Genomic DNA, 19,240 nt, shown 5'->3' with positions numbered 1-19,240 from the left:
TCCCGAAGAGAAGCAAGGCCCTGCGAAAGACGTCAAAACGCCGGAGACACGCAAAAGCTCGATAGTGATTGACCTCAACACGCCGAATAGAGAAGTGTCTCAGGTTGAAATTCGATCTGCCGTCAATCGGCGTCAACCGGCTGTCGCACGACGAGCCAAACTCCTATATGCTTAGCGGAAAGCATAGGAGATTCCGTATGGCTGACTTCGATATCAATATTTTGAAATCCCATGACGCCGCCGACGCGATCCCGCTGCAGTATATCGCGGCTGCCGTGTTATTGAACTGGAATGCCCTTTCGGATGAGGCACGTCGGGTCGTGTATGAAACCGCCGTTGCCGGCAACGTCGTCGGACTCCCGCCGACAACCAGCCTAAAAGAACAGATCGACCGCCTTATTCGCAATAACGCGCCGGACGCCCCATAATGCCGACCGGACCTAAAGGCCAGAAGCGCCCCGCCGACGTTATCGGCAATGCCGCCCGCGTCATGCGCATTGCTATCGGCGAGGAAGCCGACGACGTGATTGACGACGGCAAAGACCCTGCTGCGAAGGCGCTTGGTGCCAAGGGCGGAAAGAAGCGCGCCGAGAACATGACGCCAGAGCGTCGCGCCGAAATTGCTCGCAAGGCTGCCGCAACCCGTTGGAAGAACACACCAAAATAGAATTTGAATATTTTTTGTTGATTTTGCAAAACAGTCGCGTAAGTTCGTCTTTGAAGCAGAGGACCGAATCAACATGGACCAATATTCAGAGTCGGACGTCCGCGAAGCGTTGACTCCATACCACGCGCGAATAAGGGCAGTTATCGAGCGCGGATTTGCCGAATGGCTGTCGGTGTCGGAATGCCGCGCGTCGAAAGGCTTCTCCCCGGTTCTCTATCCGCGCACCATTTCGAACTACGTTTTCGATGCCATCGCGCGCTATGCCCGCACTGAGTTCGCCTCGGACAAATCAGTGCGGACTCTCGATGAGAGTCAGACCGTAAAGTTTTGCTTCGACGGCAAGGTCATCGCCCGGTTCAAGAAGGGTGATGACGACAACCTTGGGCAGAACATTCTCACCTTGGCTGTGTTGGACTTCATTGATCCCCAGATGAATTTGCCGGGGTTTCCGCCAGAGGCCGCGAAAGTCGAGTTCGTGTGGTCCGCGAACGACATCGGCACGGCAGTCCAGAGCATGTTGGTCGTGGCACGAAACAATGATCGTGTCTTGTGGTCCTACGAAATCGATGATGCCGGCGAAAGCAGCGGGAGCGGTGTCATTATCTTGCCGAGCAGCCCGCCGGACGACGACGGCCCGCTCGTGACGCCGAAGATCAAGACCGACGACGAAACCGCCAAAGGCGAATAGCTATGGCCACATTTGGAGATTTGCTGCGCCTTGCGCGGCAGTTGCGAGGATTCACGCAAAAGAAAGCGTCTGATGATTTGGGCATCGCACAGGCGGTTCTCTCTCGGATGGAGAACGGCTTAATCGAGCCCGATCATCAGTTCATGGAACGGGCTGCCAGTGTCTTTGACCTGCCCGTCGAGTTTTTCTCCATTCAAGATACGGTGTATGGCCCCCCGGTCAGCGTTCATACAATGTTGCGTGGGAAAAAGTCGGAAGTGTCGGCGCGAGACGTGGATATGATTACAGCCGAACTGAATATTCGGCTCTTTCATCTTCGTCGCTTTATGGAGAATGTGGACCTTAACCCCGCCAATGAGCTGCCTGTCTTGGACGTCGAAGTGTATGGCTCGATTCCCAAGATAGCGTCGGTGGTGAGAGCCCACTGGAAGGTGGTCAACGGCCCCATTAAGAACCTTACACTTCTGATGGAGAAGGCCGGCATCATTATTGGCGAGTCATCCTTTCACGGCGCGCCTGTGAGCGGTGTCACGTTCGCTGCGCCAGGTCGCCCGCCGCTCATACTCGTAAACCGCGATCATCCAGCCGATAGGCTTAGATTTACACTGGCGCATGAGCTGGGCCATTTGGTCATGCATCGTTTCCCGACTGCTCACATGGAGGACGAGGCCAATCAATTTGCTTCGGCGTTTCTCCTGCCGCCACAAGAAATGGTCGAAGCCTTCCGTGGGCGCAAGATCACACTGGAACTGCTTGCGTCGCTTAAGAAGGAATGGCGCGTATCGATGCAAAGTTTGCTGATGTCAGCGCAGTCACTCAATGCGATTTCAGACAATCAAGCGAGATACCTTTGGCAACAAATAAGCGCGCGCGGATGGAGAACGAGGGAACCAGCGGCTCTCGATTTTTCTTTTGATGCGCCGACGGTGCTCCCGAGCATTCTTCGGTCTCACGTGGACGATCTTGGTTTTGATGTGGCTGAGCTTGTTCAGATGTCGCGCGTGCGGGAGTGGGAGTTCAAGGAACTATACGGTTCGCTCGACCGCAACGAACCGACACGTCCGCGACTGCGCATTATAACGTGAACTTTAATGCTTGGCACTAAGCATAAAAGTTCAGATATTAGGGGCATGAACAAGCTGCCCCTCAGAACCCGTATCCAAATCTTGCGCCGAAGCCAGGGCCGAGGGGGCATACAAAAAGCGCGCTGCTTAAACGGGAAAAAGCGGGCTGCTCCCGCAACCCGCTTTCCCTTATTCCCGTCCTCTGGGGGTGTGCGTCAAGCGCAGGGACCGTTTCTAGAGGCTCACCACGTCAACTTAGAGCGGACGCTCCCAGTATGCAAGAGACGTTTGAAAAAAACCCTGATTTCGCCACACTCTTTAAGAAATCCCTAAGCTCGCCACGCTTTGGGACATATCTAGGGGCGTCGAACAGCAATGAAAAGGGCGCTCTCCAGTTATACCAGTGGAATGCAAAAATCTCACAATCTCTCTATATATATCTGCAATCCTGGGAGATTTGCCTGAGAAACAAGATGAACGACTTTTTTATTTGGAAATACAAAGAAGGATGGCCGTATAAGCATGGAGAGTTCGTTCGAAACCTTAAAGGCGACGACCGAAGACGGCTCGACGAAACCATTCGCAGACAGGAGAGAGATCGCGGGGTGCGCCCCGTTAGCACGTCGGTTGTGGTATCAGATCTCTCAGCTGGCTTCTGGGTTTCCCAACTTTCAGCGAACTACAATCACTACTCGTGGCGATATAATCTGGCGAAGGTGTTTGCACATGATGCTGACTTGGACCGGGCCGCCGCGTGGACAATCTGCGACGAATTATTGACGCTTCGAAATCGTGTCGCACACCATGAGCCGGTGTTTCACTTACCTCTAGATGACCGTCGCGACAAGCTGGCGCGCATCGTCGCCGCTATGTGTCCCGCGACCTCTGGTTTCGCAGAGGCGACGTGTAACTTCGGAGAGATATGGAAAGAAAAGCCCAAGCTAGCGAAACAGGCCTAAATTTCAAACTGAGACACTACCGTTCCATGGGCTCACGGCCCGGTAGTGGGCGTTCATTTCCTCATGCGTCAGGTCGTGATCGACCACGATGCACAGCGGGCGCTTGCCGGAGAAGCGGTTACGCCGCAGCAATCCCGGCTTTTATGCCCTCGCGATACGAATTCGATCCCAGCGGAGTAAGCGGTTCGAGAGGGCCGAGTGGGACCAGCACCGTCTCGCCCTGAATCGTTTTGTAGCCTTCCTCGAACCCGTCGCAGAACTCGTCGGTCAACGCCGGCGACGCCACGAGCAGCAGTCCGGCCGAGCGGTAGTTTCCGCATCTCTTCCCCTAAGCAGCCAGAATACTGACGACCAGCCGATCATTGGCCGCCCTCTGACGCGAAATCCAACCGGAGATCAACCCGAAAGAAGCTACGCTCGCAGAAGCGCAGTTTGATCCACGTCCTTGCGAGTGCAGCTGCCAAGGTGTGAAATAAGGCGTGAAAAATAGGAGATCCCCGATGCTGATCCGCACGCTGTCTTCACTGGAATGCACGAAATTGCTGGCGGCCAATCGTGTAGGTCACTTGGCATGCGCGAAGGATGGGCAACCCTAGGTCGTGTGCTCCAACTACGCCTACGCCGACAATCATCTCTATGCGTTTTCCCTGCTAGGCAAGAAGATCGAATGGATGAGAGCCAATCCCTTGGCGTGCGCCCAGGTCGAGGAACACGGCCAGGGACGCGGATGGAGAAGCGTCATTGTCTACGGCCGCTTTGAAGAACTGAGTGACCGGACCGGCCATGAGTTTCAACGCGGTCATGCATGGTCAGTGTTGAGCAAGCACGCAGACTGGTGGGAGCCTGGTGCCCTCAAACCTGTCATTCCTGCCATGTCAGACAGCACGCCGCACGTCTTCTTCCGTATTCTCGCCGAAGAGATGTCGGGCCGTGAAGCAAGTGAGTAGTAGTCGATGCGTTGAACAAATTCCGCCCTCCCGTAGGTCCTGAAGCCGCGGAGCTGATCCGCGGCGCTCGCCGGCAGCGTTGGCCTGGCCTGGAGCACAGCTTCGTTGCTCATGCCTCTGATGTCGTTGCTCTGCATGCATCAGCACGCGTCTCTGTGCGACGGGATGGAAATCCTGCCGGTATCGGCCCACGCGTCATCGGTAGCGCCGAGTTGCCACTCAGCAAGATCGAACCCCGCATTTTATCCAATGTTGCGTGAAAGCGATCTCTTGAGTGAACCGTAGTCCGGAACTTGCCGCGCAGGATCCGCGCCGGATCGATCCAGAACAAACCAGGCAGTTTGCCTTCGGCCTTCCAGGTATCGAGCCCGTCCTCGCCTTCGTAGGATTTCGGAATGCTCGCGGGTCGAGTGGGCGCCCTCCGCAGGCGCTCCCCATGAGGATGGGCGCTTCCGGAATTTTATGCTCTGTGGCGCCAAAACGCATCCGGATGGAGGAACGGCGGGCGCCCTAGGACTTCCATTGGGGATGGAATGACGCGACGTTGAAAGTCGGTTGGTTCCCGGGGTTTTGGTCCGGCGATGGCTGACCGCACGTGACGCAGCTGGTTTCGACGACATACCAAATTGGCGCAGCGCTTGCAGGGCAACCTCGCCTAACACGATGCTACGCGGACAGTCCGACATCAGCACCATCGGCGGTGAGCTCGAAAGTGCCGACTAGCTGGAGGATTCCGGACGAGAGTCCTGATGATCGGTAGAGACTGACCCCAGGGCAACCGTCTGCCATAGAGCGTGCCATGCCGTATCCTGTCGCTGTAGTGTCGATCGGTTTGCTCGTTCACCCCAGAGAACTTGCTTCTGGTGACAAGCGTCGTGCATCATTCATCAGGACGGGGCCGCAGATGGCTGTATCGTCTACGATACCGAGACGACGGGTGCTGATCGCTGCTTCGATCAGATACTGCAATTCGCGGCGGTTCGGACTGACGATGATCTCAATATCGTTGACAGCTTTGAGATACGCTCACGGCTGCTCCCACACATTGTCCCGTCACCACGCGCAATGGTCGTCACGGGTGTGCGCGTTGACCAGCTGTTCGATCTGCAGCTCCCGTCGCACTACGAAATGTGCACCCGAATTCATGAGGTATTGGCGGCTTGGTCTCCGGCGACCGTGGTCGGCTACAATTCGATCAGCTTTGACGAGGAGCTTCTCCGACGCGCCTTCTACTCGAGCCTCCTGCCGATCTACACGACCAACACCGGTGGCAATTCGCGGCTAGACATCTTGCCCCTGGCTATTGCAGCGCACACCTTCGCGCCGGACGGCTTTGCCTGGCCTGTGAACGAGAAGGGACGGACAAGTTTCAAGTTGGATCGTCTGGCGCCTGCCAACGGCTTCGAACATAGCCACGCCCACGATGCGCTCGCTGACGTCCATGCGACCATTCACATTGCGCGCCTCATAAGGGAGCGTGCGCCTGCGGTGTGGAATTCCGCGATGGAATATCGGGTGAAAGCCTCCGCGACGCGATTTGTCGAGATGAATCCTGTCTTCGTGGCGACACGCCTGCGTTTTGGCCTCTGCTCTTCTAGCCTGGTGACAGCCATTGGGATCAACCCCGACAACTCGGGCGAGGTCTTCACGCTTGACCTGAGGCAGGACCCGACGGTTATCGCGAAGGGGAAGCCGTGGCGCAAGATGCTCGTTCGTGCTGGTCAGAACGGGCGACCGCTCACCACCCTCTGGCGAGGATGCCGCCGTGCAGCGGCATTGACTGGTTCGGGTCAAGAGCTTGAATATGAGAAAATGCGCTAACTGTGACGGCGGTGGTCACCGTGGCTCGAGTGTCAGCAGATGTGGTAAGGTTGAGTGTCGGCGAGTAGCAGAGGTCGAGCAACAATGACTTTGAGGCGAACCAGAGCTTACGGCGCATCCGGCTTGGTTCTAGCGGTTTGCACGGTGTTTGCTTGGCAGAACGCCACTGCTGCTCACAATTGCCAGGCAGCCGCGACGCCTGGCGTCAATTGGCACGAGTGTGACAAGAAGCTTCTCATGCTAGAAGGACAGGACCTGAGCGGGGCGAACCTGTTCGGTGTTGATTTCACTTCGACCGACCTCAGGAACAGCAATCTCCTTGCGGCAAATCTTGAGAAGGCAACGCTTGTGCGTGCTTCCCTGGCCGACTCGACCGCCAAAGGCGCCCGGTTCGACAGAATCGAGGCCTACAGGACCGACTTCAGCCGTATGGACGCGCAGGGCGCGGTGTTTGCAAGCGCGGAAATACAGCGCTCGAATTTCCAGGGCGCCAATCTGACCAATGTTGATTTCACAAAGGCAGAATTGGGGCGTGCGCAGTTCCATGACGCCGATATCAGCGGCAGCCGCTTCTCGTTTGCCAATCTCGCACGGGCGGACTTCCGAGGAGCGAGGTTCACCGCGCCGATAGACTTTGACCGCGCCTTTTTCTTTCTGACCCGTATCGAGGGCGTCGATCTTTCCAATTCGGCGGGTCTGTCCCAGTGGCAGCTCAACATGGCTTGCGGAGACGCCCGGACCGAGTTGCCTTCTGGCTTGACGAGGCCTGAAGATTGGCCCTGTCAATTCCAGCAGGAATAGTTGTCGGCAAGCGAACTGCGGCAATGCTGCACCCGACAGGATTCGAACCTGTAACTTTGTGCCGCGGACATGCCCATTAAGGTCGAAGCCATGCTTCGGCATTGGCGATAAACCGGCGCTCATCTTCAAGCTGCTGGCTGGTCGGGGCTGCTGAAGACGGTCGCGGCCATCGTGCTGTCGCCGCTCCCCGGCTTCGTGCTGGCTCTGGTGCTGATACTCACCGTCTCCTGGATTTTCGTGCGCCAGACGCCGTTCGCGGTCGACAATACCTTCCGCATCCTGCAATTCGTGTCGGCGTCGCTCTATTCGCTCGGCCATGGCGGCAATGATGCGCAGAAAACGATGGGCATCATCGCGGTGCTGCTCTACTCGCAGGGCATGCTCGGGGGCGAGTTCTACGTGCCCTCCTGGGTGGTGATCACCTGCCAGGCAATGCTGGCGCTAGGCACGCTGTTTGGCGGCTGGCGCATCGTCCACACGATGGGCTCGAAGATCACTCGGCTCAATCCGATGCAGGGTTTCTGCGCCGAGATCAGCGGCGCGATCACGCTGTTCGGCGCGACCTGGCTCGGCATCCCAGTCTCCACCACGCACACCATCACCGGCGCGATCGTCGGCGTGGAGCGGCACGGCGCATCTCTGCCGTCCGCTGGGGCATAGCCGGCTCGATCGTGATCGCCTGGGTGATCACCATGCCCTCTACGGCGCTGATTGCTGCTTGCTGTTATGGAATCGTGGCCCTCTTCAGTTAATGCGGAGCCGGAAGTTTGACTGACGATCGCGAAGGTCGACTGCTGCCGCTGCTCGAAGATCAGCTTTGGAGAAGCGGCCAGAATGTCGCGAAATGGCGCATCTGCGACGTGCTCGGCCGGCAGATCGATGCCGAGGTCACCTGGGAACTGGACATCGGCCCATCGCCATCATCGAACGGCCCGTCAGTCATTACGCATTCGGCGCCGCTTGTCATTCAGTCGCTTCTCTGGCGGCCAAGCCGTGAGGACCTGTTTGCCGTCAGACAGAACATAAATCCGTTCATCGACACGGCCGATCCTGATGGAATAGATAGCCGTCCTTTTTGATCGCTTTTCGATCACCTTGGCGTAGCCGGATTTGATGTCCCGAACGATGTCCGAGAACTCGCCAGGCTGGAGGACAATGCTGTATCGGCGCCAGAGCTGCCGATGAAAATGCCAATGTCTTTTGGGGATGGAAGCGCCGAGCCACCATGGATTGAAGTAAGGCTTTTTTCTCATTGGTCAGCTGCCCGACTTTGGAACATCTGTCGGAGTCGCTGAACTCGCTCCAACGTCGGCGCTGGGTCGGTATCGCCGCTCGCGAGTCTTAGGAACTCGATCCATGCGAGTTCATTTGGCGTGATCGCGATCTCTGCGGTGCGCCTTCGGTAGAAACCACCCGAAGCTTCGTCCTCGGCGCCCTTCATTTTCCGAATATCCCCCGGAGCGCAGCCCTCGACCTGGACGTCAGACTTGGATCTGAATAGTTTGACGCCTTGCGGATTTCCTCGAGCCAGGCGGCTTCGTTTTCCGTGACGATGGTCCCGAAAATGTTCCGGATTGCTAATTCGGTCGTGCCACCACCGAGCTGCTCGATGGCCATGGTGAACAGTAAAGCCGGATCGCATTCGAGTGCCCTCGCCAAGCCTGGGACTCGGTCGAGCGGCAGCTTGCTGCTGCCTACCTTGATGTTCGCCAACATGGTGTGTTGCGCGAAACCAGCCTCGCTTGCGATTAGCGACTGGGTCTTGCGCGGCTTCATCTCGAGAATTCGTCGTTCGACGAATTTAGCCAGTCTTGTGCCACAGTAAGGCCTATTTGTTGTTTGCTTAACCATCGATCTACTCTCTTCGTCTCACAGCATCAACGTGCTGCTTGATCTGTTTATAGCGATCGACTTACGGGTTATTTAGCGTAGAACATGGCGAAATGCGGACGCGGCCAAAGCCGCCTCTCCGCAGCGACGCTCTCGACGAGATGCATCGCAATACGACACCGTCGCTCATCGAGGATATCGAGGCGGGTCAGAAGGCACCTAGGCATCGAGACGTGGCTGGTATCAGGTGTGTTCTGGCAACTTTCCGGGAACGAGCCCCAGAATAACTCATCGCGACGCGCCCTCCCGGCGCGTTTTTGGTATACACGATCCTGACGAGAGTGGCGTTTCGAAGCTTGGCGACAACAAATTCCGAATATTGAGCTTGGATGGCGGAGGAGCTAAGGGCTTCTACACGCTCGGTGTGCTGCGTGAGGTGGAGGCCATGCTTGGACGGCCGCTCTATGAAGTTTTCGACCTAATTTATGGAACGAGCACAGGGTCGATCATCGGAGCTATGCTAGCCACCGACAAGCCTGTCGCCGAGATTCACAAGCTCTACAAGGAGCATGTTCCAAACGTCATGCGGCTCACCACGAAGACCGCGCGGTCCGCACAATTAGCCAAACTTGCTGCCGATATCTTTAAGGACGACGGCTTCAATAAGATCAAAACCGGCATCGGAATCGTCGCAACGCGCTGGCTCCAAGAGACACCCATTATTTTCAAAGCCGATGCAGGCCAGGCACATGGCCGGATAGCCAGCTTCGTCCCCGGCTTTGGCGTTAACTTGGGAGATGCTGTTCAGGCGTCATGCTCAGCCTACCCATTCTTTTCGAAGAAGACCTTCACCCCCGGGGACCGAAACCGTCCTGCTAGATGGCGGGTTCTGCGCCAACAATCCCACCCTTTATGCGATCGCCGACGCCGAACTGGCCTAGCTGCATGCAAAACGTCATCAACTGGATGCGCCTTCGATTGGTGCCCCTGACGGTCAGGTGCGTAACGCGATCGGCCAGCATGTTGGTCTTGCTGGAACCCGCACGCAATCACCAGCACCAGCCCGGCGATCGTTCCGTCGCCATGCTCAAGGGCCGGCACTGATATCGAGCGGCAAGATTCCGTGACGTATATCTTAGCCCGTTTTGGTTTGAGAAAATCGCGAGGTGAGCATACATGTTCACCTATCGAATCGGAAGCAGTCTCGAGCGCAACGTGGAATTGTTGGGTTTGACAATATCGGAATAAACCCTTTGTTTTCAATGCTTGATAAACACGGGTTTGACAGCCTAACCACTTGAACTCAAACGGCTGTTCCAGAACGGCTCAGCGTGGAATAGAATGCCGCCGACAGCGGCCCTTTGCCGGGTCCCGGTGAGCGAAAGGACGAATGGCGACCACGCAACTCGAACGGCCGGGAGATGGCGGCTTGAGCGCTCGCGCGACGCGGGCGCTCAAGGCCGTGCCGCGCGCCTGGAACCGTTTCTGGCGCCTGGTTTCGCTTTACATGCCGAAGCGGCTCTATGCCCGCTCGCTGATCATCGTCATCGCGCCGATGATCATGCTGCAGTCGGTCGTCGCCTTTGTCTTCATGGAGCGCCACTGGCAGACCGTGACGCAGCGCCTGTCGCAGGCCACGGTGCGCGACATCGCCGCCATCATCGACCTAATAGAGACCTATCCTCACGACGCCGACTACGCCAACGTCATTCGCATCGCCCAGGATCGCATGCAGTTGAAAGTCGACCTCCTACCGCCCGACCCGCTGCCGCCTCCCGGGCCAAAGCCGTTCTTCTCGATCCTCGACGAGATCCTTTCGTCCGAGATCACCCGCCAGATCAACCGTCCGTTCTGGATCGATACGGTCGGCAATTCCAATATCGTCGAGGTCCGCGTCCAGCTCGAGAACAAGGTGCTGCGCGTCTTCGTGCGCCGCAGCCAGGCCTATGCATCGAACACCCATATTTTCCTGATCTGGATGGTCGGCACCTCGCTGGTGCTGCTGATGATCGCCATTCCCTTCCTGCGCAACCAGATCCGGCCGATTCTGACGCTGGCCGAGGCGGCCGAGAGCTTCGGCAAGGGCCGGCCGATGCCGCGCGATTTTCGCCCGCGCGGAGCCGAGGAAGTCCGCCGCGCCGGCTTTGCCTTCATACAGATGCGCGAACGCATCGAACGCCAGCTCGAGCAGCGTACCGCCATGCTGAGCGGCGTCAGCCACGATCTGAGGACCATCCTCACCCGCTTCAAACTGCAATTGGCGCTTGCCGGGACCAAGGCGGCCGATACCCAGGCACTCGACCAGGACATCGACGACATGCAGTCGATGCTGGAAGGCTACCTTGCCTTTGCACGCGGCGAAGCTTCGGAAGACGCCGGTCAGTTCGATCTCGAAGCCTTCTTCGACAAGCTTCGCGAGGAAGCCGCGCTGCGCAAGCGCAAGCTGTCGACCGTGCTTGTCGGCGATCCGCATGTGCACGTGCGCCCCAATGCCTTTGCCCGGCTGCTGTCCAACGTCGTCGGCAATGCATTCCGCTATGCCAAGACGGTGGAGATCAATGCCAATCATGGGCGCGGTTCGCTGCTCGTCACCATCGACGATGACGGTCCGGGCATTCCGCCCGAAAAGCGGGAGGATGTATTCAAGCCGTTCGTGCGGCTCGACGAGGCCCGCAACCTCGACGCCAGCGGCACCGGCCTTGGCCTCTCCATCGCACGTGACATTGCCCGCAGCCACGGCGGCGACATCGTCCTCGAACGCAGCCCGCTCGGCGGCCTGCGGGCGGTGATCAAGGTTCCGGCTTGACGGCGGCGAGACCCGGCCTTCATCCGCCCGTCATGAAACCATGGTGAAGAGCGCCAATGAAGCGCGCGATCCTGATTGATTCGGCCCTGCGGCCTCATTTCGACCCCGCGCCTGTCCGGGTGCGCCGGTGCGAGGCCAGAGTGGCGGCGTGGTCGCCGTTCAGGCATCGCGGCAAGCCAATCAAGCTTGCCGCCAAGGGACCGCCATGCGCATCCTGATGGTCACCGACGCCTGGCGCCCGCAAGTCAACGGCGTCGTCCACACGCTGGAGCGCCTCTCGGAGACCCTGAAATCCTTCGATATCGAGACGGACTTCCTGACGCCGAATATCTTTCGCACCCTGCCGCTGCCGACCTATCCCGATATCAGGCTGGCGCTGACGACGCCGCACCGCGTGGCGCAGCTGATCGAGGCGCGCAAGGTGGACCACATCCATATCGTCACAGAAGGACCGCTCGGCATTATGGCCCGGCGCTACTGCCGCAACGCCGGCCGCCCGTTCACGACCAGCTATCACACACGTTTTCCGGAATATCTGAGCGCGCGCCTGCCGGTGCCTGAAGCATGGGCCTATCGCTGGCTGCGTGATTTCCACAATTCAGGACAGGGCACGCTGGTTGCCACCCAGTCGCTTGCCGACGATCTTGCGGCGCGCGGCTTCACCAAGCTCCGGCCGTGGACGCGCGGCGTCGACACCGATCACTTTCGGCCGGACAAAAGAAAGGACCTGGGATTTCCCGGACCGATCTTCCTCTGCGTCGGCCGCGTCGCGATCGAAAAGAACCTGCCGGCCTTCCTCGACCTCGACCTGCCCGGCAGCAAGTTGGTCGTAGGCGAAGGGCCGGAATTGGCGAAGCTGAAGGCCAGATATCCCGATGCCCATTTCCTTGGCCATCGTCCGAACGACGAACTGGCCGAGATCTACGCCTCGGCCGATGTTTTCGTCTTCCCCAGCCGTACCGACACGTTCGGCAACGTCATCATCGAGGCGCTGGCCAGCGGCACGCCGGTCGCAGCCTATCCCGTCACCGGACCGATCGATATTGTGGGTGACGGCATCGGCGGCGCGGTGTCGGACGACCTGCGGCAAGCAGCGCTCGCCGCCCTTCACGTCGACCGCGCCGAGGCGCGGCAACGCGCGATGCGCTACAGCTGGAAGGCCTGCGCGGAAATGTTCATGGAAACGGTCGAAGAAGCGCTGGGTACCACGCGTAAACTGGCTGCGTGAACAACAACGCAGCTAGAACAACCTGCCGCCGTCCGGCACCTTGCGCTCGATCGCGCCAAGGACGACGGCGCCCTCCTCGTCAGGAAAGCCGAGCGTCAGCACTTCCGACATGAATGGCCCGATCTGACGCGGCGGGAAATTGACCACTGCGAACACCTGCCGGCCGATCAGGGCTTCGGACGTATAGTATTTCGTGATCTGGGCCGAGGATTTCTTCACCCCGATCACGGGACCGAAATCGATTTTCAACTTGATCGCCGGCTTGCGCGCCTCGGGAAAAGGCTCGGCCTCGACGATCGTGCCGGCGCGGATGTCGACGCGGTCGAAATCGGCAAAGCTGATCTCGGGTTTTCGCGCGTTGCTCGAACTCATCGACGGTCAGGCGTTTCCGTAGGTTTCGAACAGCACGCCGGCCAACGCATCCTTGGCCGAAGTGCCTGACCAGACGACGAACTGGAACGCCTGGAAATAGCATTCGCAGGCTTCCAGCGCCGACGACAGCAGCACCTCGACCTGCTGGCTCGACGGCTCGACCCCACCGGCCAGCAGCAGCGACTGGCGGAACATGATGGCGCCTTCCTGCTCCCAGAGGTCGAAATGGCCAAATAGCATCTGCTCGTTGATCAGCGAAAGCAGCCGCATCACCTCGAGCGCGCGCGCCTCCGGGACCTTGATGTCGAAGGCGCAGGCCAGGTGCAGCGCCTCGTAGTCCTCCATCCAGGAGAATGAAACGTGGTAGTCGGTCCAGCTTCCGGCAACCGAGATCGAGATCTCGTCGTCGCCGGCCCGCTCGAAGGACCAATCGTTGTTGTGCGCCACCTGCTCGATAACATCCACCGGATGGATTTCGCGGGAGAATTCGAGTTCGAGAAGTTCCATGAAATGCTTCCTGTCGTTCTGGGAGCGCCACCACACGCTCCGCGGGAGAGGCACACTCGAACAATTCTGCCTAGAACTCGGACGGCCAGGACTTCGTGAACGCAAAGACCCCGGACCGGACCCCACCGCCCGGCGCATGACCCTGCTCCGAATCATGCAACAAATTCAGTCTATTGATCGGGAGTCGCGTGACCAGCCAAATTTTTCGCACTGCGTCATTCGCATGTGGAAAGGCGCTGTCACAAAGATTCACGCAGTACCGGTAAGCGATTCACGACAAAGCGCTTTTTGCGATCCGGCTTTGTGGAAAAGTTTAACGATTTATTTCTTGTTATTTTTTTGCACGCGGCTTTGCCGCAGCCGCAGGCGCTGCTTGACCGGTCAATTCGGCAAGCCTGGCCTCGAGCGCCTCGATGCGAGCGGCGAGGCGGGTGTTTTCTTCCCTGGCCTTCGCCGCCATGTCGCGAGCGGCCTCGAATTCCTCGCGCTGCACCACGTCCATGGAGTTGAGTATGCGCTCGGCCTGGCCCCTGAAGGCGGTCTCCACCTCGCGCCGCACGCCTTGCGCGGCACCGGCTGCATCGGTCATCAGCTTGGCGAATTCATCGAGAATGCGGTTCGGTCCGGTCGCCATGGCAAATCCTCGCTTGGTCGAATTGACGTAGTGGCGCGCGATTCGGAATGCAAGCATATGCTTGCCTTGACCCCGCCAAAAGCCTGCCGCATGGTCCGCGCCCGAACCTGATTGGGAACCCGGAGACCCTGTTGAGCGAATATTTGCTGCCGCTGGCCGTCCTGCCCTTTCCCAACATCGACCCGGTCATCGTCCGGATCGGACCGCTGGCGGTGCATTGGTACGGCGTCGGCTACATCGTCGGCATTCTGTTCGCGTGGTGGTACGCCAAGCGCCTCGTCACCAACCCAAAACTCTGGCCCGACGGCACCCTGCCGATGAAGCCCGTCGACCTCGATGACTTCATCGTCTGGGCAGCCATCGGTGTGGTGCTCGGCGGACGCACCGGCTACGTGCTGTTCTACGACCTGCCGCGCTACATTGCCAATCCGCTCGATATCGTCGCCGTCTGGCAGGGCGGGATGTCGTTTCATGGCGGCCTGATCGGCGTCATTCTCGCAATGACGCTGTTTTCCCGGTCTCGTGGCATCCGCACATGGTCGCTGTTCGACGTGGTTGCCGCCGGCGTGCCGGTGGGGCTTGGCCTCGTTCGCCTGGCAAACTTCATCAATTCCGAACTATGGGGCCGGCCGACCGACGTTCCATGGGCATTCGAATTCCCCAATGGCGGCCCATTTGCACGCCATCCGAGCCAGATCTACGAGGCGCTCCTCGAAGGGCTGGTGTTGTTCCTTGTCCTGCGCTTCCTCACCCATTCGCGGTTCAAGCTGAAGGCGCCGCGCTTCGTCGGCGGCGCCTTCATCGCCGGCTATGGCGCCTCGCGCATCTTCGTCGAATTCTTTCGCGAGCCCGACCAGCAGCTTGGCTACCTCCTTGGCACGAGCTGGCTGACCATGGGAATGGTGCTGTCACTGCCGATGGTGCTGGCCGGCATCTGGGCGATGGCTACAGCCAAGCCGGTGACAAAACCGCAGCCGGCATGACGCGGCTGAAGACCCGCATCGCCGAGCTGATCGGTGCCGTGGGACCGATCCCCATCAGCGAATACATGGCGCTCTGCCTGTTCGATCCGCAGGACGGCTATTATACGACACGTGAGCCGTTCGGCGCCGCCGGCGACTTCGTCACCGCGCCGGAGGTCAGCCAGATGTTTGGCGAGCTGGTCGCCATCTGGCTCTATCAGGCGTGGCTGGCGATCGACCGGCCGACGCCGGTCGCCATCGCCGAAATAGGCCCCGGCCGCGGCACGCTGATGAGAGATATGCTGCGCACGCTTTCGCGGCTCGATCGGACGCTTACCGCCAGCGCATCGTTCGCCTTGATCGAGACCAGTCTGCGGTTGACCGAGGTCCAGAAACGAACGCTTGCCGGGACGTCGGCCACCATCGCCTGGCATGAGGCCGTCGACACACTGCCGCAGGGGCCGCTTCTGATTGTTGGTAACGAGCTGTTTGACGCCGTGCCCATCCGCCAGTTCGTCCGCGCTGGGGCCGGCTGGCGCGAGCGGATGATCGGTCTCGACGATGCGAACCGGCTGCGCTTTTTCGTCGGCGCCGGCTCGCTTGACCCGATGCTGCTGCCGGAGGGTGCCGAGAATGCGCCGCAAGGTGCCATCGTCGAGGTGGCGCCAGCCCGCGCCGCCCTGATGGCGGCCATCGCCGGGCGACTTGCCGGATTTGGCGGCGCCGGCCTGTTTCTCGACTACGGTCACCTCCAGCCCGGGATCGGCGACACCTTGCAGGCCTTGCGCAAGCACGGTCATGAGGACGTGCTGGCCAATCCGGGGCAGGCCGATCTCACAGCCCATGTCGATTTCGCTGCCCTCGCGGCAACCGTTCGGGCACACAGCCTCGATGCCCACCTCTCAACGCAAGGTGAATTCCTGCTCAAGATGGGGCTTCTCGAACGAGCTGGCCGGCTCGGCGCCAATGCCGATGAGGCAGCTCGCGAAAAGATCGCGGCCGACGTCGAGCGCCTCGCCGGCCCGCTGGCCATGGGCGAACTCTTCAAGGTGCTTGCCGTCCTCCCCGCCGGCATTGCCGTTCCGCCGTTTCCAAGCACGGATTGACTTTTCGCTGCCGCCTCTCTCACTCTCCCGTCTCCGACTAGCGCCCGACATCAACTGCGCCAGCCTTCAACTGACCAGCCTTCAACTGCGCCCCTTCAACTCGCTTGACGAAATCGCCCATACGGACAACAAAGCCGCCATGCTGAATCAGACCAAACCGGATCCCGTTCGGTCGCCCTTGCTGGAAACGGCGCAAGGCATCCGCCACGGCTACTTCACGCGAGTCGGCGGCATTTCCAGCGGCATCTACCGGGGCCTCAACATCGGCACCGGCTCGAACGACGACCAGACGCTGGTGCGCGAGAATCGCCGCCGGGTCGCCGAATGGATGGGCGTGCCTGCAAACCATCTGCTGACCGCTCACCAGGTTCATTCGCCGGACGTCGTCATTGCCAGGGAGCCTTTTGCCGGCGAGCGGCCCAAGGCCGACGCCATTGTCACCGACCGGCCGGGCATTGCCGTCGGTGCCTCGACCGCCGACTGCGGACCGGTCCTCTTCGCCGACGCCGAGGCGCGCATTATCGGCGCCGCCCATGCTGGCTGGAAAGGCGCTTTCACCGGAGTGCTGGAAAACACCATCGCGGCAATGGAAAGCCTCGGCGCCCGGCGCGACCGCATCGTCGCAGTGCTCGGTCCTTCGATCGGCCCACGGAATTACGAAGTCGGACCGGAATTCGTCGCCCGTTTCGTCGACGCCGATGCCGGCAATGCTCGCTATTTCGCGCCCTCCGCAACTGCCGGACACGCGATGTTCGATCTCAACCGCTACACGGTCGACCGGCTGACCAAGGCTGGCGTCAACGCCGAAGGACTTGGCCGCTGCACCTATGCCGAGGAAGAGCTTTTCTACTCCTATCGGCGCAGCACGCATCGCAACGAGCCCGACTACGGGCGACAGGTTTCGGCAATCGTTTTGGAGGCTGACTGATGGCGCTGCATTTCGAACGCTCGGAATTCGACGCGCGGCGCGATCGACTGATGATCGAGATCGCCGAAAAGAAGCTCGACGCCGTCCTGCTGTTTGCCCAGGAAAGCATGTATTGGCTAACCGGCTACGACACCTTCGGCTTCTGCTTTTTCCAGTGCCTGGTGGTCAAGGCCGACGGCTCGATGGTGCTGCTGACGCGTTCGGCCGACTTGCGCCAGGCGCGCCACACCTCGATCATCGACAACATCGTTTTGTGGACGGACCGCAACGGCGCCAATCCGGCGGTAGATCTGCGCAATCTGCTCAACGAGCTTGACCTGCTCGGCGCCCGGATCGGCGTCGAATACGACACCCACGGCCTGACCGCCTATAATGGCCGGCGCCTCGACGAGCAGTTGCAGACCTTCGGGCAGATCGCGGATGCCTCCGGCATTGTCAGCCGGCTACGGCTGTTCAAGAGCCCGGCAGAAATCGCCAAGGCGGAAAAAGCCGCAAATCTGGCCGACGACGCGCTGGACGCAGCACTGCCGCTGATCAAGCAGGGCGGCGATGAGGCGCTGATCCTCGCCGCCATGCAAGGTGCGATCTTTGCCGGCGGCGGCGATTATCCGGCCAACGAGTTCATCATCGGCTCCGGAGTCGACGCCCTGCTTTGCCGCTACAAGGCCGGTCGCCGCAAGCTCACCAAGAACGACCAGCTGACGCTCGAATGGGCCGGTGTCTTCCACCACTACCATGCGGCAATGATGCGCACGGTGTTGACCGGCAAGGTATCGAAACGCCAACAGGAATTGTTCGATGCCGCCCGCGCCGCGCTACTTGCAGTCGAGAAGGCGATGACGCCCGGTAATACGTTCGGCGACGTGTTCGACGCCCATGCCCGCACCCTCGAAGCACACAATTTGACCAAGCACCGGCTCAATGCCTGCGGCTATTCGCTCGGCGCCCGCTTCACCCCGTCCTGGATGGATATGCCGATGTTCTATCAGGGTAATCCCGAACCGATTGCGCCGAACATGACGCTGTTCGCCCATATGATCATCATGGACTCCGAAACCGAAACCGCGATGACGCTTGGCCGCACCTATCTGACCACCGAATCCCAGCCGAAGCCGCTGTCCCGCCATGATCTCGACTTGATCGTGCAGTGAATCCATAATGGAAAGAGTGTGAGGGGCGTTCGTCGCCAAGGAGTTTTCAGGCTAATGAGACGATCGCATGTGACGACCGTGTCATTGCTCGTGGCGCTGGCACTGGCGGCCTGCACCAATGCGAAGGACGTTCTCGAACCCTCGGCCATTGCCCCACAATCGACGCAATCGCTCTCCGGAGCCGGAGGTGCCGCAACGCCCCCCGCAACTCCGGCTCAGCCTGCCGGCACCGCGCAAACAGCAGATACAGCGCAGCCTTCCGCTGCAGCAGCCGTGCCGCTCGCCAAAAGCGCGGCTGCCATTGCGCGGACCCGGCTGCAGGTGGCGCCGATCGTCGGCGCCTCGGTAGAAGCCGCGACACCGCTGACCGCCGAGCTTCAGACACGCGCCAGGCAGCGCGGCATCACCTTGGCCGGCAGCACCGACCAGACCCCAACGCATGTGCTCAAGGGCTATTTCTCGACCATGACGGAAGGCAAGGACACTACCGTCATCTATGTCTGGGACATCTATGACCCGGCCGGCAACCGGCTGCATCGCATCAACGGCCAGCAGAAGGCGCCCTCTGTTGGCGGCGGCGAAGGCTGGACGGCGGTCGCGCCGGCGACCATGCAGGCAATTGCCGACCAGACAATCGACCAGTTCGCCACTTGGCTTGGCGGCGGCGCCGGCTGACCTGGAGCATAATTCCGAAAGTGGAATCCGATTTTCGGAAAAGAGATGCTCAGACTGAAAGATAGAGCTATCCCGATTCCGTCGGCATGGAACT

At 59.8% G+C, this 19,240-nt stretch carries 21 protein-coding genes and 2 pseudogenes; 18 read left to right on the top strand and 5 right to left on the bottom strand.

The genetic code is table 11. The annotated features are described in order from the left end of the window. The first annotated feature begins 197 nt into the window (after window positions 1-197). From NKI18_RS04770 to NKI18_RS04750, 5 genes are all read left to right on the top strand, one after another. Window positions 198-428: a hypothetical protein gene (locus tag NKI18_RS04770; RefSeq protein WP_353018965.1), complete on the top strand. Its 231-nt coding sequence runs from the start codon at window positions 198-200 to the stop codon at window positions 426-428. Further along, window positions 428-667, top strand: coding sequence for an RNA-binding protein (locus tag NKI18_RS04765; RefSeq protein ID WP_353018962.1), 240 nt, complete (start codon window positions 428-430; stop codon window positions 665-667). Before NKI18_RS04770 ends, NKI18_RS04765 begins: the two co-directional genes overlap by 1 nt. Window positions 668-740: 73 nt before the next feature. Beyond that, entirely contained in the window at window positions 741-1,355 is a 615-nt protein-coding gene (locus NKI18_RS04760) for a hypothetical protein (protein WP_353018960.1), read from the top strand. A 2-nt stretch (window positions 1,356-1,357) separates the two neighbouring features. Then, window positions 1,358-2,440, top strand: a complete 1,083-nt coding sequence (locus NKI18_RS04755) for a helix-turn-helix domain-containing protein (RefSeq protein WP_353018959.1) — start codon at window positions 1,358-1,360, stop codon at window positions 2,438-2,440. Window positions 2,441-2,694: 254 nt separating this feature from the next. Then, a complete protein-coding gene (locus NKI18_RS04750; protein ID WP_353018956.1) occupies window positions 2,695-3,378 on the top strand; it encodes an Abi family protein in 684 nt (227 codons plus the stop codon). Window positions 3,379-3,496: 118 nt separating this feature from the next. On the opposite strand, the gene NKI18_RS04745 is transcribed toward NKI18_RS04750, so the two are convergent. Beyond that, the gene (locus NKI18_RS04745; RefSeq protein ID WP_353018953.1) at window positions 3,497-3,649 is read right to left on the bottom strand and encodes a hypothetical protein; all 153 of its coding nucleotides are present in this window, start codon (window positions 3,647-3,649) and stop codon (window positions 3,497-3,499) included. Between the two features lie 229 nt (window positions 3,650-3,878). On the opposite strand from NKI18_RS04745, the pseudogene NKI18_RS04740 reads away from it, so the two are divergent. The 5 genes and pseudogenes from NKI18_RS04740 (at window position 3,879) to NKI18_RS04720 (ending at window position 8,026) form a co-directional block, all read left to right on the top strand. Then, window positions 3,879-4,325, top strand: a pseudogene (locus NKI18_RS04740) (pyridoxamine 5'-phosphate oxidase family protein). Between the two features lie 879 nt (window positions 4,326-5,204). Further along, complete coding sequence (locus NKI18_RS04735; protein ID WP_353018977.1) at window positions 5,205-6,146, top strand: exodeoxyribonuclease I; 942 nt, start codon at window positions 5,205-5,207, stop codon at window positions 6,144-6,146. Window positions 6,147-6,230: 84 nt separating this feature from the next. Next, window positions 6,231-6,947: a pentapeptide repeat-containing protein gene (locus NKI18_RS04730; protein ID WP_502900652.1), complete on the top strand. Its 717-nt coding sequence runs from the start codon at window positions 6,231-6,233 to the stop codon at window positions 6,945-6,947. Window positions 6,948-7,085: 138 nt separating this feature from the next. Next, window positions 7,086-7,699: pseudogene (locus tag NKI18_RS04725) on the top strand (inorganic phosphate transporter); the annotation flags it as partial. A gap of 15 nt (window positions 7,700-7,714) precedes the next feature. Next, window positions 7,715-8,026: a hypothetical protein gene (locus tag NKI18_RS04720; protein ID WP_353018947.1), complete on the top strand. Its 312-nt coding sequence runs from the start codon at window positions 7,715-7,717 to the stop codon at window positions 8,024-8,026. 358 nt (window positions 8,027-8,384) lie between these two features. Here the strand turns inward: NKI18_RS04720 and NKI18_RS04715 are convergent, their stop codons facing one another. Further along, the gene (locus NKI18_RS04715) at window positions 8,385-8,798 is read right to left on the bottom strand and encodes an XRE family transcriptional regulator (RefSeq protein ID WP_353018944.1); all 414 of its coding nucleotides are present in this window, start codon (window positions 8,796-8,798) and stop codon (window positions 8,385-8,387) included. A 358-nt stretch (window positions 8,799-9,156) separates the two neighbouring features. Between NKI18_RS04715 and NKI18_RS04710 the strand changes: the two genes are divergently transcribed. The 3 genes from NKI18_RS04710 to NKI18_RS04700 all read left to right on the top strand — a co-directional run bounded on the left by NKI18_RS04710 (window position 9,157) and on the right by NKI18_RS04700 (window position 12,811). Continuing rightward, window positions 9,157-9,768 (top strand): patatin-like phospholipase family protein, encoded by a 612-nt coding sequence (locus NKI18_RS04710; protein WP_353018942.1) that lies wholly within the window; start codon window positions 9,157-9,159, stop codon window positions 9,766-9,768. Window positions 9,769-10,167: 399 nt separating this feature from the next. After that, the gene (locus NKI18_RS04705; protein WP_023678416.1) at window positions 10,168-11,583 is read left to right on the top strand and encodes an ATP-binding protein; all 1,416 of its coding nucleotides are present in this window, start codon (window positions 10,168-10,170) and stop codon (window positions 11,581-11,583) included. Window positions 11,584-11,788: 205 nt separating this feature from the next. Continuing rightward, on the top strand, window positions 11,789-12,811 hold the full coding sequence (locus NKI18_RS04700; protein ID WP_352615567.1) for a glycosyltransferase family 4 protein: 1,023 nt from the start codon (window positions 11,789-11,791) through the stop codon (window positions 12,809-12,811). A gap of 12 nt (window positions 12,812-12,823) precedes the next feature. On the opposite strand, the gene NKI18_RS04695 is transcribed toward NKI18_RS04700, so the two are convergent. The 3 genes from NKI18_RS04695 to NKI18_RS04685 form a co-directional block, all read right to left on the bottom strand. Beyond that, on the bottom strand, window positions 12,824-13,183 hold the full coding sequence (locus tag NKI18_RS04695) for a tRNA-binding protein (RefSeq protein ID WP_352456923.1): 360 nt from the start codon (window positions 13,181-13,183) through the stop codon (window positions 12,824-12,826). Window positions 13,184-13,189: 6 nt separating this feature from the next. After that, window positions 13,190-13,690: a type III secretion system chaperone family protein gene (locus NKI18_RS04690; protein WP_023678420.1), complete on the bottom strand. Its 501-nt coding sequence runs from the start codon at window positions 13,688-13,690 to the stop codon at window positions 13,190-13,192. A gap of 331 nt (window positions 13,691-14,021) precedes the next feature. Then, on the bottom strand, window positions 14,022-14,324 hold the full coding sequence (locus tag NKI18_RS04685) for an accessory factor UbiK family protein (RefSeq protein ID WP_023678421.1): 303 nt from the start codon (window positions 14,322-14,324) through the stop codon (window positions 14,022-14,024). A 131-nt stretch (window positions 14,325-14,455) separates the two neighbouring features. On the opposite strand from NKI18_RS04685, the gene lgt reads away from it, so the two are divergent. The 5 genes from lgt to NKI18_RS04660 all read left to right on the top strand — a co-directional run bounded on the left by lgt (window position 14,456) and on the right by NKI18_RS04660 (window position 19,146). Beyond that, window positions 14,456-15,307, top strand: a complete 852-nt coding sequence (lgt, locus tag NKI18_RS04680) for a prolipoprotein diacylglyceryl transferase (protein ID WP_352615564.1) — start codon at window positions 14,456-14,458, stop codon at window positions 15,305-15,307. Next, complete coding sequence (locus tag NKI18_RS04675) at window positions 15,304-16,392, top strand: class I SAM-dependent methyltransferase (protein WP_352456921.1); 1,089 nt, start codon at window positions 15,304-15,306, stop codon at window positions 16,390-16,392. The genes lgt and NKI18_RS04675 overlap by 4 nt, the downstream gene beginning before the upstream one ends. A gap of 139 nt (window positions 16,393-16,531) precedes the next feature. Next, a complete protein-coding gene (gene pgeF / locus NKI18_RS04670) occupies window positions 16,532-17,320 on the top strand; it encodes a peptidoglycan editing factor PgeF (protein WP_023678424.1) in 789 nt (262 codons plus the stop codon). Continuing rightward, window positions 17,320-18,471, top strand: a complete 1,152-nt coding sequence (locus tag NKI18_RS04665) for a M24 family metallopeptidase (RefSeq protein ID WP_352456920.1) — start codon at window positions 17,320-17,322, stop codon at window positions 18,469-18,471. The genes pgeF and NKI18_RS04665 overlap by 1 nt, the downstream gene beginning before the upstream one ends. Before the next feature lie 54 nt (window positions 18,472-18,525). Next, window positions 18,526-19,146, top strand: a complete 621-nt coding sequence (locus tag NKI18_RS04660) for a hypothetical protein (protein WP_352450502.1) — start codon at window positions 18,526-18,528, stop codon at window positions 19,144-19,146. The last annotated feature ends 94 nt before the right edge of the window (window positions 19,147-19,240 follow it).

Origin of the sequence: Mesorhizobium sp. M0800 (genome assembly GCF_040320095.1) — a bacterium.
Classification (GTDB): domain Bacteria; phylum Pseudomonadota; class Alphaproteobacteria; order Rhizobiales; family Rhizobiaceae; genus Mesorhizobium.
Note: the sequence above shows the minus strand (reverse complement) of the source record. Positions and strands in the feature narration are given on the sequence as shown.

Bases quoted from the DNA above. Each gene is read 5' to 3' on its own strand.
- NKI18_RS04770 (WP_353018965.1), top strand. From the start codon at position 198: ATGGCTGACTTCGATATCAATATTTTGAAATCCCATGACGCCGCCGAC.
- NKI18_RS04765 (WP_353018962.1), top strand. From the start codon at position 428: ATGCCGACCGGACCTAAAGGCCAGAAGCGCCCCGCCGACGTTATCGGC.
- NKI18_RS04760 (WP_353018960.1), top strand. From the start codon at position 741: ATGGACCAATATTCAGAGTCGGACGTCCGCGAAGCGTTGACTCCATAC.
- NKI18_RS04755 (WP_353018959.1), top strand. From the start codon at position 1,358: ATGGCCACATTTGGAGATTTGCTGCGCCTTGCGCGGCAGTTGCGAGGA.
- NKI18_RS04750 (WP_353018956.1), top strand. From the start codon at position 2,695: ATGCAAGAGACGTTTGAAAAAAACCCTGATTTCGCCACACTCTTTAAG.
- NKI18_RS04730 (WP_502900652.1), top strand. From the start codon at position 6,231: ATGACTTTGAGGCGAACCAGAGCTTACGGCGCATCCGGCTTGGTTCTA.
- NKI18_RS04715 (WP_353018944.1), bottom strand. From the start codon at position 8,798: ATGGTTAAGCAAACAACAAATAGGCCTTACTGTGGCACAAGACTGGCT.
- NKI18_RS04705 (WP_023678416.1), top strand. From the start codon at position 10,168: ATGGCGACCACGCAACTCGAACGGCCGGGAGATGGCGGCTTGAGCGCT.
- NKI18_RS04700 (WP_352615567.1), top strand. From the start codon at position 11,789: ATGCGCATCCTGATGGTCACCGACGCCTGGCGCCCGCAAGTCAACGGC.
- NKI18_RS04695 (WP_352456923.1), bottom strand. From the start codon at position 13,183: ATGAGTTCGAGCAACGCGCGAAAACCCGAGATCAGCTTTGCCGATTTC.
- NKI18_RS04690 (WP_023678420.1), bottom strand. From the start codon at position 13,690: ATGGAACTTCTCGAACTCGAATTCTCCCGCGAAATCCATCCGGTGGAT.
- NKI18_RS04685 (WP_023678421.1), bottom strand. From the start codon at position 14,324: ATGGCGACCGGACCGAACCGCATTCTCGATGAATTCGCCAAGCTGATG.
- NKI18_RS04675 (WP_352456921.1), top strand. From the start codon at position 15,304: ATGACGCGGCTGAAGACCCGCATCGCCGAGCTGATCGGTGCCGTGGGA.
- pgeF (WP_023678424.1), top strand. From the start codon at position 16,532: ATGCTGAATCAGACCAAACCGGATCCCGTTCGGTCGCCCTTGCTGGAA.
- NKI18_RS04665 (WP_352456920.1), top strand. From the start codon at position 17,320: ATGGCGCTGCATTTCGAACGCTCGGAATTCGACGCGCGGCGCGATCGA.
- NKI18_RS04660 (WP_352450502.1), top strand. From the start codon at position 18,526: ATGAGACGATCGCATGTGACGACCGTGTCATTGCTCGTGGCGCTGGCA.